General features: G+C 65.0%; 12 protein-coding genes. 4 read left to right on the top strand and 8 right to left on the bottom strand.

Annotated features, from left to right (window positions below; all coding sequences use genetic code 11):
• Window positions 1-159: 159 nt before the first annotated feature.
• From CLV78_RS01795 to ilvN, 3 genes are all read left to right on the top strand, one after another.
• Window positions 160-1,914 carry an acetolactate synthase 3 large subunit gene (locus CLV78_RS01795; RefSeq protein ID WP_106203055.1) on the top strand — a complete coding sequence of 585 codons (1,755 nt, stop codon included), beginning with the start codon at window positions 160-162 and terminating at the stop codon, window positions 1,912-1,914.
• Between the two features lie 156 nt (window positions 1,915-2,070).
• A complete protein-coding gene (locus CLV78_RS01790) occupies window positions 2,071-3,759 on the top strand; it encodes a tetratricopeptide repeat-containing sulfotransferase family protein (protein WP_158263399.1) in 1,689 nt (562 codons plus the stop codon).
• A gap of 270 nt (window positions 3,760-4,029) precedes the next feature.
• The gene (gene ilvN, locus CLV78_RS01785; RefSeq protein ID WP_106203053.1) at window positions 4,030-4,593 is read left to right on the top strand and encodes an acetolactate synthase small subunit; all 564 of its coding nucleotides are present in this window, start codon (window positions 4,030-4,032) and stop codon (window positions 4,591-4,593) included.
• 163 nt (window positions 4,594-4,756) lie between these two features.
• Here ilvN and CLV78_RS01780 read toward each other — a convergent pair whose 3' ends face one another.
• The 3 genes from CLV78_RS01780 to CLV78_RS01770 all read right to left on the bottom strand — a co-directional run bounded on the left by CLV78_RS01780 (window position 4,757) and on the right by CLV78_RS01770 (window position 7,651).
• Window positions 4,757-5,473, bottom strand: a complete 717-nt coding sequence (locus CLV78_RS01780; protein WP_106203052.1) for a hypothetical protein — start codon at window positions 5,471-5,473, stop codon at window positions 4,757-4,759.
• A gap of 91 nt (window positions 5,474-5,564) precedes the next feature.
• Window positions 5,565-6,254, bottom strand: a complete 690-nt coding sequence (locus tag CLV78_RS01775) for a hypothetical protein (RefSeq protein ID WP_106203051.1) — start codon at window positions 6,252-6,254, stop codon at window positions 5,565-5,567.
• Window positions 6,255-6,355: 101 nt separating this feature from the next.
• The gene (locus CLV78_RS01770; protein WP_158263398.1) at window positions 6,356-7,651 is read right to left on the bottom strand and encodes a carbohydrate porin; all 1,296 of its coding nucleotides are present in this window, start codon (window positions 7,649-7,651) and stop codon (window positions 6,356-6,358) included.
• 161 nt (window positions 7,652-7,812) lie between these two features.
• On the opposite strand from CLV78_RS01770, the gene CLV78_RS01765 reads away from it, so the two are divergent.
• Window positions 7,813-8,829 carry an AraC family transcriptional regulator gene (locus CLV78_RS01765; RefSeq protein WP_106203049.1) on the top strand — a complete coding sequence of 339 codons (1,017 nt, stop codon included), beginning with the start codon at window positions 7,813-7,815 and terminating at the stop codon, window positions 8,827-8,829.
• A gap of 90 nt (window positions 8,830-8,919) precedes the next feature.
• Here the strand turns inward: CLV78_RS01765 and CLV78_RS01760 are convergent, their stop codons facing one another.
• Genes CLV78_RS01760 through ccmA form a run of 5 tightly spaced genes read right to left on the bottom strand, consistent with a single transcriptional unit; the run spans window position 8,920 to window position 11,719 of the window.
• Window positions 8,920-9,438: a DsbE family thiol:disulfide interchange protein gene (locus CLV78_RS01760; RefSeq protein ID WP_170111639.1), complete on the bottom strand. Its 519-nt coding sequence runs from the start codon at window positions 9,436-9,438 to the stop codon at window positions 8,920-8,922.
• A gap of 13 nt (window positions 9,439-9,451) precedes the next feature.
• On the bottom strand, window positions 9,452-9,643 hold the full coding sequence (gene ccmD, locus CLV78_RS01755; protein ID WP_245924802.1) for a heme exporter protein CcmD: 192 nt from the start codon (window positions 9,641-9,643) through the stop codon (window positions 9,452-9,454).
• On the bottom strand, window positions 9,640-10,392 hold the full coding sequence (locus CLV78_RS01750; protein WP_106203047.1) for a heme ABC transporter permease: 753 nt from the start codon (window positions 10,390-10,392) through the stop codon (window positions 9,640-9,642). The genes ccmD and CLV78_RS01750 overlap by 4 nt, the downstream gene beginning before the upstream one ends.
• A gap of 56 nt (window positions 10,393-10,448) precedes the next feature.
• Complete coding sequence (gene ccmB, locus CLV78_RS01745) at window positions 10,449-11,105, bottom strand: heme exporter protein CcmB (RefSeq protein ID WP_106203046.1); 657 nt, start codon at window positions 11,103-11,105, stop codon at window positions 10,449-10,451.
• Entirely contained in the window at window positions 11,102-11,719 is a 618-nt protein-coding gene (gene ccmA / locus CLV78_RS01740; protein ID WP_106203045.1) for a heme ABC exporter ATP-binding protein CcmA, read from the bottom strand. The genes ccmB and ccmA overlap by 4 nt, the downstream gene beginning before the upstream one ends.
• Window positions 11,720-12,040 lie beyond the last annotated feature (321 nt).

Genomic DNA, 12,040 nt, shown 5'->3' with positions numbered 1-12,040 from the left:
TAAGCAAAGGAAGCCCTGAGAATGGTCAGCATTCTTGTACTCGTAGGAGAAAGGCGCATGGGCCGGTAACGGACACCATAACGGTACCCCATGCGCCCTCGTCATCCTCGACGAGGGTTTTTTATTGCCGCAAACGCCAGACGTAGATGGAGAAGCAAGATGGCGCAGCAAATGTCCGGAGCAAGAATGGTGGTTCAGGCCCTGAAGGATCAGGGTGTGGACGTCGTGTTCGGCTATCCCGGCGGCGCCGTGCTACCCATTTATGACGAGATTTTCCAGGATCAGGGCATCAAGCACATCCTGGTGCGCCACGAACAGGGCGCCGCCCATGCCGCCGAAGGCTATGCGCGCTCGACCGGCAAACCCGGCGTTGTTCTGGTGACCTCGGGCCCCGGGGCGACCAACGCGGTCACCGGCATCACCGACGCGCTGATGGATTCGATCCCGATGGTTGTCCTGTCGGGCCAGGTCCCGACCTTCATGATCGGTTCGGACGCCTTCCAGGAGGCCGATACCGTCGGCATCACCCGGCCCTGCACCAAGCACAACTGGCTGGTGAAGGACACCGATGCCCTGGCCGGCACGATCCACGAGGCCTTCCACGTCGCCACTTCGGGCCGCCCCGGTCCGGTGCTGGTCGACATCCCGAAGGATGTCCAGTTCGCCTCCGGCACCTATGTCGAACCGCGCGAGGCACCGCAGGGCCACTACAACCCCCGGGTGAAAGGCGATATCGAGATGATCACGGAGATGGTCGCGGCGATGGAGACGGCGGAACGGCCGATCTTCTATACCGGCGGCGGCGTGATCAACTCGGGCAATGTCGCCAGCCAGTTGCTGCGCGAGTTCGTGGAGGCCACGGGCTTCCCGATCACCTCGACGCTGATGGGGCTCGGCGCCTACCCGGCCTCCGGCAAGCACTGGCTGGGGATGCTGGGCATGCACGGCCTCTACGAGGCCAACATGGCCATGCATGGCTGCGACCTGATGATCAATGTCGGCGCCCGTTTCGACGACCGCATCACCGGGCGCATCGCCGACTTCAGCCCGCATTCCGCGAAGGCGCATATCGATATCGACCCGAGCTCGATCAACAAGGTCATCCACGTGGATTACCCGATCATCGGCGATGTCGGCCATGTCCTGGAGGATGCCCTGCGCATCTGGAAGGCGCGCGGTCGCAAGGTGAACAAGGAAGGCCTGGCCAAGTGGTGGGCGCAGATCGAGGAATGGCAGGCCATCAACTGCCTGACATTCAAGAACTCCGACCAGATCATCAAGCCGCAACATGCGCTACAACGGCTGGAGGCGCTGACGAAGGGTCACGACCGCTACATCTGCACCGAGGTCGGCCAGCACCAGATGTGGGCCGCGCAGTTCCTCGGCTTCGAGGACCCGCATCGCTGGATGACCTCCGGGGGCCTCGGCACGATGGGCTATGGCCTGCCGGCCTCTATCGGCGTGCAGGTCGCGCATCCCGAAAGCCTCGTCATCAACGTTGCCGGCGATGCCTCCTTCCTGATGAACCTGCAGGAGCTGGGCACCGCGTCGCAATACGATCTGCCGGTCAAGCAGTTCATCATGAACAACGAGCGGCTGGGCATGGTTCGCCAGTGGCAGGAGCTGCTGCACGGCGAACGCTACAGCCATAGCTGGTCTGAGGCGCTGCCGGACTTCGTGAAGCTGGCCGAGGCATTCGGCGGCAAGGGTATCCAGGTCTCCGATCCCGCTGACCTGGACGACGCGATCATGGAGATGATCCGGTATGACGGTCCGGTGATCATGGATTGCCTCGTGGAGAAGCACGAGAACTGCTTCCCGATGATCCCGTCGGGCGAGCCGCACAATTCCATGCTGCTGGGCGATGCCTCGACGCAGGATGCCATCGGAACCACCGGCGCCGTCCTGGTCTGAGCCAGCGCGACAGGTAATTCGGCCAGCGGGCGTCGGGAAACCGGCGCCCGCTTTCCTTTGCCGACCGGCATGCGGATCCGCCGCCCATGCGCCGCCCCTTGCAACGAATGTCGCGCCGCCCCTTCCCTTTCCTCCCGGATTGGGCAAAGAGGACGCATGACCGAAAAGAAGACCTTTACCCTGCCCGAGGCGCTCGAACGCGCCGCATTCCTGGCCAAGCGCCCGCAGCGCCACGCCGAAGCCGCCGCGGTCTACCGCGCGATCCTCGCCCGCGTGCCAGACCACGCCGAGGCCCGCACAAGGCTCGCCGCCCTGATCGAGGTGATGGCCGCGCCGCTCAACGCCCCGCTCGAACGCATCCGCGGCCTGATGGATCGCGGCCAGTGGGCACAGGCGCAGCAGGCGCTCGATGGGCTGATGCGGGAGAACCCGCAGGTGCCGCTGCTGCCGAACCTCAAGGGGATCGTGCTTGCGCAACAGGGTATGCGCGGCAAGGCAATCGACTGTTTCCGCTCCGCGATCAGTATCGCCCCGGAATATGCCGAGGCCTACAACAATCTCGCGACCACGCTTCGCCAGTCAGGCAAGGCGCAGATGGCACTGCCGATCGCCGAGAAGGCCACCAACCTCCGCCCCGAGGCCCCCGCCTACCGGGCCGGGCTTGGCCAGATCCTCGCGGATCTCGGTCGGCCGGAGGACGCGCTTGCGGCCTTCGAGGCCGCGCTGGAGGTCCGCCCGGACATGCTGGCCGCGCATGACGGGATCTGTGGCCTGCATGCCGCTGCGGGCGATGTCGATGCCCTGCGCGCCGCCCTCGACCGCGCGGAAGGGGCAATGGACGCGCCCGCCGCGCCGCTGCGTATTCGCCGCGCCCAGATGCATGTGATGGCCGGGGAAGATCAGGAAGCGATCGACACCCTCCAACTGGTCCGTCCGGGCAACCTGCCGCCGGAAGCGCGGATTTCGCGGGCCGAAATGCTCGCCAGCGCCGCGGACCGCACAGGACAGACGGAGCTCGCTTTCGACAGCTTCACGGAGGCGAACCGCGCCGCGATGGCCATTGCCCACACGTCGACCGGCGAGGACAACCCATACCTGCAAACCCTCGCGGCCCGCCTCGACGATATTGCGCGCACCGAGTCCCGGCCCTGGCCGGTGGAGGCCGGCGCGGAGGGCGCCCCTGTCTTCGTGCTGGGTGTCCCGCCCACCGGGAGCCTTCTGGCCAATGTCCTGCGCGACCATCCCGGCACGTCGGTCGTTGTCGAGCAGGACCTGCTGCGCCCGGTCCGGAACACCCTAGACGATCCGAAGACCCTCGCGGAACTTGCAGCCCTTTCCGATGACAAGCTCGCGGAGGCCCGCCGCGCCTATTCCCAGGCCTTCGAGGCTGCGTTCGGTGGCCCGCCAACCGGGCTGAGGGTCGATGCGACCCCGCTCAACCTGGGCGATGCGGCACTGATCCACAGGGTGTTCCCCGGTGCCCGTTTCGTCCTGGCCCTCCGTCACCCGGCGGCTGCAGTCTTCGACGCATGGGCCTATCCGTTCCGCTCCAATGCCGCGACCGACAATGCGCTGACCCTGCATGGCAGTGCGCAGCTCTATGATCGGCTGATGTCGCTCTGGACCCGGACGGCCGCGCTCCTCGACCTTCCCGTTGTCGAGACTCGAGAGGACGCACCAGATGCCTCGGTTGAGGCGCTCTTTGGCGGGCTCGGGCTTGAGGCGGCTGGAGATATCCCCCTGTCGCCCGGTGCGGAGCCGCGCTGGAAACGCTACGAGGCGAAACTGGCCGACATTCAGCCGGATCTGGCCCGCTGGATCGCGCATTGGGGCTACACGGAGTAGCCTCGGCAAGCCGCAGATACCGTTGATGGAATCGCGCATGCGCACCCATGAGTTGCGCCAATCTACCCATGTTCCGGCACGCGGCGACTAGGCAGCCTTCGCAAATTGCACCTTCTCCCGGGCGAATGCGCCCGCGCGGGTGAAGTGGCGAATGACCAATGGTCCCAGAAAGGCGGCACGGTGCGGCGGAATTGTCCTTTCGCGGGGCTTCGTGGCGTTGTAAGGAAGGCGACGCATTCATAAAGCGCGCACCACTGTCGAGGAAAGAAAATGTCCGCATTGAAGATCAAGAAGGGCTCGTCGAAGCATTCGGCCTACGATCTGCGTAACCCCAATGCCGAGATCATCGAGACCCATACCCTGGCTGTGGTGGTGGACAACGAGGCCGGTGTGCTGGCGCGGGTGATCGGCCTGTTTTCTGGCCGTGGCTACAACATCGAGAGCCTGACCGTGGCGGAGGTCGACCACACGGGTCACCGCTCCCGGATCACCATCGTGACCACGGGCACGCCGCAAGTGATCGAACAGATCAAGGCGCAACTGGGCCGGATGGTGCCCGTGCACCGGGTTCAGGACCTGACTGTCGAGGGCCCCTCGGTGGAGCGGGAACTGGCGCTATTCAAGGTATCCGCAACCGGCGAGAAACGGCTTGAAGCTCTGCGCCTGGCCGACATCTTCCGCGCGAATGTCGTGGACTCGACGCTGGAGAGCTTCGTCTTCTCCGTGGCCGGTGCCACCGAGAAGATCGAGGCCTTTGCCGACCTGATGCGTCCGCTTGGCCTGATTGAAACCGCGCGAACGGGCGTCGCGGCGCTGACACGCGGGCCGGAGTGACCGGCCCGGCTCAGGCCGGCACCAATTCTGGATATCAAACTCCGGTCAATCGGGCCTGACGCGCGACCGACGCCCGCGACATGGCTCTTGGCGGTCGCGCGGTGTGGCCCGATTTCGTCCTATCGTTGGCGCGCCGCGGATTGCACCGCTGTAAGCGCGAAGGTCATTGCCCCACCTTGCCGTGGCGGGTGTAATACTGGTGCATGTCGTCGCCCACCATCTGGGTCAGGCCTTCGGCCGGGGGCTGCACGATCAGATCCTCTTCCGGCGTGACGACCCGGAAGCTCCAGCCTTCGGCCGGCGAAAGCTGACTGGCGAGATTGGCGGGATCGCCGTCCTTCACCTCTGCGCCGTAGGCATTCAGGATGTAGGTGTTGCCCTCCGGATCGACCAGTTCGTAGACCGGTCGCCCGGCCTTGAAGATCAGCGTCTGTTTCTTGGTGCTGGTGAACCCGGCGTAGGCCTGCGCGCTTTCGCTCTCCGCGAGCGCCTCAGCGGGCAGCGTGGCGCCATAGCGGGCCTCGATGCCGCCAAAGCTCTTCGTTTCGGCGAGGTTGATGGTCTGTTCATCCGTCGCCCAGAACTTCGGCCCATTGAGGAACGCCCCCCTTGCGCCATGCTCCTCAGCCAGCGCATCGACATCCAGCGCCTGCCACTTGTCCTCGGGGCATCCGGCGGAGGCGGAGGTGTTGTAGATGTCGGCCCCGTGGTCGAAGATCAGTCCGATCTCGCAATACCGCATCCCGCGAGCATCCTTGAGATAGAACTCTTCCATGGTGTGCTCGTCCTCGGCAGACGCCGTGGAGGCGGCCAGCGCGGTCGCCACAATCAGGCAATGGGCGGCTCCCGGCCATCGCACTCGCGGAGTTTTCCAGATCATTGTTTTCTCTCCTGTTTCATCGGATTTCCGACCGGAAGTGGACACTCGAGACCGGGCTCCCACCCGACCCGGTTGCCCCCGCCCCAGCCGGCTACTCCAGCCGTGTGTAGTATTGATGCAGGTCGTCACCCACCATGTGCACGGGCGTCTCTGAGCTTCCCCGGATCGTCAGGTCCTCCGCCGGGATCTGCACCTGGAACGCCCAGCCCTCTGCCGGCGAAAGCTGCGTAGCCAGGTTGGCCGGGTCGCCATCCTGCACCTCTGCGCCATAGGCGTTCAGGATGTAGGTGCTGCCGTCAGGACCGATCAGCTGGTAGACAGGCTGTCCGGCCCTGAAAACCATCGTCTGGTCCTTGGCGCTCGTATAGGGCGCGTAGGGTGTCGATCCGGTGCCCGAGCCAAGCGCCGAGAGCGGCAGCGTCGCGGCATAGCGTGCCTCAATGCCGCCGAACGTTCCGGTGTCGCCAAGGCCAATTGTCTGCTCGTCCATGATCCAGAAATGCGGGCCGTTCAACTGGACTTTTCCGACACCGTGAGCGGCCGCAATCGACGCGGTATCCAGCGCCTTCCACGTGTCCTCCGGGCAGCCATTCGAGGCAGAGGTATTGTAGATCACCACATCCTTGTCGGAGATCAGCAGGAACTCGCAGAACTTCATGCCGCGGATGTCGGTCAGATTGACGGACTCCATCTTTTGCTCCGCGACCGCGGGAAGCGTTGCCGCCACGGTACCAACCGCGAACAGAGTCGCCAGGGTTCCGACCGGTTTGATCTGACGCATCACGTATCCTCCCTTTTCAATGTCACTTCCAAAAGCCACAGCTCTGAAAGACTGAATTATTTTCAAACGCCTGGCCGTCTGGTAACGCCCCCGAATTGGCCTCAGAACTGTATCCGCGTGCGAAGTCCCCAAAGGACGACCTGATCCGCGTCCGGGTTCGCCGCCGGATCGCGCACCACTTGAACCGATGGCGTAAGCGCGAAGGACGCAAGAAGTTGCAGCCGATAGAAAACCTCCGCCGTGTACTGGTCCTGAAGCCCATCGGCAGAAGGGTCGCCCCACCCGGCGGCGACGCCGAACATGTCCGTCGACGGGCGGTTTCGGGTCGGGATCTTCACCCCGAGCCCGGCGACCAGATCCTGCTTGAAGATCGATGCGTTCCCGTCCGACCAGCCGCCGAAGGCAAAGGGGTACCAGATATCGTTGAAGAGGTAGCCCGCCTGTAGCGACACGCCGCTGGACGCCTCCAACCCCTTTTCCGCACGCGCATCCTGGTGCCAGACCTGGACCTTGAACGCGTCCCACTGCTGTTTCTCGATGCCCGACGGCAGGTAGCGCAATTCGGCAGCGTAGAAGTACTCGTGCTGCTTGATCGTCTCCAGCGGGTTCATGGTGGCCGTCGAGTTTGCATCGTGGACGCCGCCCAGCACCACGAGGTTGGGCGTGAACTGGTATGCGAGCCCGAAGCCCAGGCCGCGCCCGGGCCCCGGTTTGCTGAGGCTCGACTGCATGCCGGTATTCTGGAACCCCGACAGCGAGCCGGAGAGTGCGTGGGTGTTGTACCAGGCGATGGCGCTCATGTTGCCGAATATGAACCGCAAGCGACCGTCCATGAACGACTGGCGCCAGGCCAGTTCGTTCAATTCCATTCCATTGGACCCAAAGCCGGTTCCGGAATTGATGATACTGCCGAACTGGTAGGCGAGTTGCGAGGGCGGGATGTTCCCGTCCCACGCCTGCCGGTTCCGGATTCGGAACGTCAGCTTGCCGGGACTGGAACCGCCCCGGTCAACCAGTGTCCACGAGCCCTGTATCTGGCCTCTGGTCGCGGCGGCATTGTCCACACCGGTCAGCGTCTCGTCGGTTCGCTGGGCGAGCGTCTGGAAGCTGAAACTCAGTTGCAGGCCCAAATCGTCGTTCAGGCGCCGCTTCCAGGCGTACCATGGGTCAAAGGCCTTCAGCGTCCCGCGCGGCGAGAGCAGACCTCCCCTCACGGCGTCATCTTCGACAAGCGATGTCGTGACACCGTCGGGGCCTTCAAGCGACGCGGGCTGTGTGAATCCCGACTTGGTCGCGGAAGGTGGTTGCGCCACGCTGTCCTGCGCGGCAACCGGTGTGACGCCCGCCACGAGGATGGCAAGGGCTCTCAGCCCGTCGTTCAAAAGTCGCGTTGGCAATGTCCCATCCCGGCTGTGATTGTCAGGCCATACCATCAGCTTAGACCACAGGATCCGATCTATATTACCCTTGCGCGCCACATTCTTCGCTCGCGGGTTGGGTTTTTCGACCGCGCGTGGTTCTATGCCCGGTGGGGACTGCACCGCGAGAGACCTTTGACATGGCCAACCAGATTCCGGGGATCAGAGCCGCCGCGCTTGGACCGCTCTTTATCTGGATGCAGCAGAACCAACGCTCTCTGGATGCCTTGCTCGAACAGGCAGACCTTGGCTACGTGACCGCCAACGATCCTCTGCAAGTCATTCCGCTGCACAACCTGGCGGGTCTGCTCGTCAACGCCGCGCGGGAACACGGGCCGGATTTGTTGCTGAGGGTTGCTAAGGAGACGCCGGCACTGACCGACGCAATGATCGGCCCCTTTCTTGCTGCGGAGCGCACCCCGCGCAGCGCGCTGGCCCTGGTTTCGAACGCGCTGCCCTACCTGTCCTCCCACGAACATCTGGCGTTGGAAGCCGGTCCGGCGGAGGTGACGATCCGCCACTTCTGGGGCACGAGCCTCGATACCGAGGTGACGCACTACCTTCAGCAATTCACTGCCGCGATGCTCGAACTGCTCATCAGCAAAGTGTCGAACGGCAGCGGCTTCAGGCTCCGGATCGCCATGCTCCCGCACCCGACGGCCGGGCTCGATCATCTGCGAGACGGCATGCGCAGCGACCTCGTTCCCGGCAACAAGATCATGATGACCTCCGTAGCCAATGCCATCGTGGACGCACCCTTTCCCAATGCCCCCGGCAACGGCTCGAAACCGGAGATCCCTCCGGGGCTCGAGTGCCTGCGGTCGGCAGCGGGGATGACCGGGACGGTGCGGCTCCTGATTCGCGCCTTTCTGGAAGTCGGCACGCCGACCTCTGCGCAGGTCGCCCGCGCAGCCGGCATGAGCCAGCGGACCTTTCAACGCAATCTCGCCCGGGAGGGAACCAACTTCACGCGGCTGCTCGACGAGGTTCGGCGCGATGCCGCGCTGGATTGGCTGGAGCTGGACACCGGCCGGCTTGCCGACCTCTCGCACGCATTGGGCTACGCGCATCCGACGGCCTTCACCCGCGCCATGCACCGTTGGGTCGGGACGACCCCGCGCGGACAACGCCGGAAGATGCGGCCAGGCACGGCCTGATGGCATGCCGGGCGGCGCAGGCTGCCCTGACCCGGCCCGGTGGGCGCAAAGCCGACAGGCGCGATTTGGATCGGGCCCAAGACCGCTGGATCAGTTGCCCCGGGCTTCCTCGATCGCGGGCCGGATGGTGTTCTCCAGTACCGAGGAAATGATCGGCCCGGCGAAGCGGGTCACGATCCGGCCTTCGCCATCGACCACGAAGGTCTCCGGCACGCCGTAGACGCCCCAGTCGAGGCCCGTCCGGCCAGAGGAATCGGTGCCGCTCAGCGTGTAGGGATCGCCAAGCCCGGACAAGAAGGCCAGCGCCTTGTCGTCCTTGTCCTTGTAGTTGATCCCGTGGATCTCGATGCCTTCCTTGGCGAGTTCCACCAGCTGCGGGTGCTCCACCCGGCAGGGCGCGCACCAACTGGCCCAGAAGTTGACCAGTTTCACATCGCCATTGCGCAGGGCCTCGTCGGTCAGCAGAGGCTTGTCGGCAAGCGGTGCCAGTTCCAGCGTCGGCGCCTGCTGCCCCTTGAGTGCCGTGGGCAGGGAATCCGGGTTTTCCCGGTGCATGCCGGCAAAGAACAACCCCGCCACGGCGGCGAATATCGCCGGAGGCAAAATCATGAGAGGTGATATCCTAGCCATTCCCGGTGGCACTCCCCTGTTGCGCCGAAGCCTTTGCCTGGCGGGATTCCTCCACCTGCCGAAGGGCGGTGCGGGTCTTGCGGGACTGGCGCAATGACACGATGAGAAGAACGGCGATCAGGCCGAGAGAGACGGCATAGGCCGCCAGCACGTCGGCGGCGTACTTTCCAAGATCCGGCATCATGCCATGCGCTCCCGTGCAATCAGCGCTTGCAAGCGGCGCGCGCGCACCTCTGTCCGGGTCCGGATCAGGATCAGCAGGATGAAGAAGCCAACGAAACCCGCGATGCAGAGCAGCAATGGCCAGTAGAAGACATCCGAAACGTTCTCCTCCTTGTCGAGCGAGAGCGAGGCGCCCTGGTGCAGTCCCTGGTTCCAGAACACCAGCGCATAGCGGCTGAGCACGGCGAAGACAGAGCCCACGATGCACAGCACGGAGGTCAGCTCCGCCGCGGTATCGGGGTTCTCCACCGCCGCCCAGAGCGCCATGTATCCGAGGTAGAACAGGAACAGGATCAGGAAGGAAGTCAGCCGCGGATCCCAGGCCCACCAGGTGCCCCACATGGGCTGCCCCCAGATGGCGCCGGTCAGAAGCGCAATGACGGTCATGGTGGCCCCGATCGGGGCGGCGGCCTTGGCGGCCAGCGCGGAGACATGGTGCCGCCGGATCAGCCACACAAGCGAGGTGATCAGCATCATCAGCCAGCAGTTGATGGCAATCATGGCCGAGGGCACATGGACATAGATGATCTTCACCGTCGATCCCTGCCGGTAGTCGTCCGGGGTGAAGAAGAACCCCCACACAAGGCCGATCAGCAGCGTGGCGGCGGTTCCGATGGCGACCCACGGCAACAGGAAGCCCGAAAGGGCCATGAAGCGGCGCGGGTTGGCATATTCCCAAAGCGATGTGGGTCGTGTCAGGCGTTCAGACATGGCGCGGAGCCTATTCGTTCCTCTGGGGGTCCTCAACGTAGCCTAGTCGCACATTTTCACCGCAGGTTGATGCGGATTGCCGCAGCCGAGGCAAAAGGCAGCAGCGCGATGGTCGCCAGCGTGATACCGGCGAGGATCGCGAGCGGTGTATCGAGGGACATGCCCTCCGCCCCGCGCCGTGCAACTTCGGCGCCGAAGATCAACGTTGGCACGTAGAGCGGCAGCACGATCAGCGAGAGCAGCAGGCCGCCGCGCTTGAGCCCCACGGTGAGTGCGGCCCCGAATGTCCCGATGACTGAGAGTGCAGGTGTCCCGATCGCCAGCGATAGCGTCAGCCAGAGGTATCCGCCCTCGGGCAGGTTCAGCAGCACGCCAAGCGCCGGTGCCACCAGCGTGAGCGGCAGGCCGGTCGTCAGCCAGTGCGCCACGGCTTTGGTCGCGGCAACTCCTTCGAGCGGGATCGGGGCGGTGGCAAGCAGCTCAAGCGACCCGTCCTCGAAATCGAGCGCAAGGATCCGGTCAAGCGACAGCAGGCATGACAGCAGCGCCCCGAGCCACAGGATGCCCGCCGCGATCACCGAGAGCGTCGCGGAATTCGGCCCCACCGCGAAGGGTGTCAGCGTCACGACAATCAGGAAGAATGCCAGCGCGAGGCCGAACCCGCCGCCCGCCCGTACCGCAAGCGCAAGGTCGCGTTTCAACAGCGCGATCACAGGAAGGCCTCGTGGAAATCATCCGCATGCTGCGGGGCCTCGGCCTTGAAGGGGCCAAGCTGCAACACCTCGCCCTGCAACCCCAGATCGATATGGGTGGCGATCACGGCGCTCCCCCCGGCGTCGAGGTGGCGCGTGATGGCCGCGGCGAACAAGGCCACGCTGTCGGTGTCGAGCGAGACCGTGGGCTCGTCGAAGAGCCAGATCGGCCGGCCCGTGACCGCCATGCGGGCAAGGCCAAGCCGGCGCTTCTGACCAGCCGATAGCGACCCGCCCGGCCGCTCCACCAGTGTCTCCAGGTTGAAATCCCGAAGTGCCGCGCCGATGTCGGTCATCCCGTGCAGCCTGGCCCAGAAGGTCAGGTTTTCCCCGACGGTCAGCGTCGCCTTGTTGCCATCGGCATGAGAGGCATAGGCCATCGCCTCGGGTCCCGGATCGACGCTGCCCGCGTCGGCCGGTTGCAGCCCGGCCAGCGTCCGCAGCAAGGTCGTCTTGCCGATGCCATTGGGTCCGCGCAACACCAGCGCCTGGCCGGGAGAGACGCGAAAGCTCACCCCTTCCAGCACCCGAAGGCCGCCGCGGGTGCAGGCCAGGTTCGTCACGTGCATTTCCATGGCACCCGGTCTAGCCGAGCCATCGGCGAACCGGAAGGGACCGCGCCCGCGACATCGCGCGCGTCCCCTTCGGTTGGCCGTGGGGACACAGCGCGGGGAGGCTCCGACCATGCGGCATGGCGTGATGCGAGCGCCCAGAGGGGAGTTTTGCGGCACGCGGAAGGGCCTGCTGCGGATGCCACCGGATGCGCGGGGGCCATGAACCGGGCGGGATCGGAACCACTTCCGCCGCGACCATCACCAGGACCCGAAGCCTCGCCTTGGCAGCGAACATCGACCGGCGACACGGATTGCGGGCACCATCGGCCACCCGCCGGGTCC

This window comes from Aliiruegeria haliotis (assembly GCF_003003255.1).
Lineage (GTDB): Bacteria > Pseudomonadota > Alphaproteobacteria > Rhodobacterales > Rhodobacteraceae > Tropicimonas > Tropicimonas haliotis.
The sequence above is the reverse complement of the archived record's forward strand: the minus strand, read 5'-3'. Positions and strand labels throughout refer to the sequence as shown.

Excerpts from the sequence above, each read along its gene's own strand:
- CLV78_RS01765 (WP_106203049.1), top strand. The coding sequence starts at position 7,813 with ATGGCCAACCAGATTCCGGGGATCAGAGCCGCCGCGCTTGGACCGCTC.
- CLV78_RS01750 (WP_106203047.1), bottom strand. The coding sequence starts at position 10,392 with ATGTCTGAACGCCTGACACGACCCACATCGCTTTGGGAATATGCCAAC.
- CLV78_RS01795 (WP_106203055.1), top strand. The coding sequence starts at position 160 with ATGGCGCAGCAAATGTCCGGAGCAAGAATGGTGGTTCAGGCCCTGAAG.
- ilvN (WP_106203053.1), top strand. The coding sequence starts at position 4,030 with ATGTCCGCATTGAAGATCAAGAAGGGCTCGTCGAAGCATTCGGCCTAC.
- CLV78_RS01775 (WP_106203051.1), bottom strand. The coding sequence starts at position 6,254 with ATGCGTCAGATCAAACCGGTCGGAACCCTGGCGACTCTGTTCGCGGTT.
- CLV78_RS01780 (WP_106203052.1), bottom strand. The coding sequence starts at position 5,473 with ATGATCTGGAAAACTCCGCGAGTGCGATGGCCGGGAGCCGCCCATTGC.
- ccmD (WP_245924802.1), bottom strand. The coding sequence starts at position 9,643 with ATGATGCCGGATCTTGGAAAGTACGCCGCCGACGTGCTGGCGGCCTAT.
- CLV78_RS01790 (WP_158263399.1), top strand. The coding sequence starts at position 2,071 with ATGACCGAAAAGAAGACCTTTACCCTGCCCGAGGCGCTCGAACGCGCC.
- ccmA (WP_106203045.1), bottom strand. The coding sequence starts at position 11,719 with ATGGAAATGCACGTGACGAACCTGGCCTGCACCCGCGGCGGCCTTCGG.
- CLV78_RS01760 (WP_170111639.1), bottom strand. The coding sequence starts at position 9,438 with ATGATTTTGCCTCCGGCGATATTCGCCGCCGTGGCGGGGTTGTTCTTT.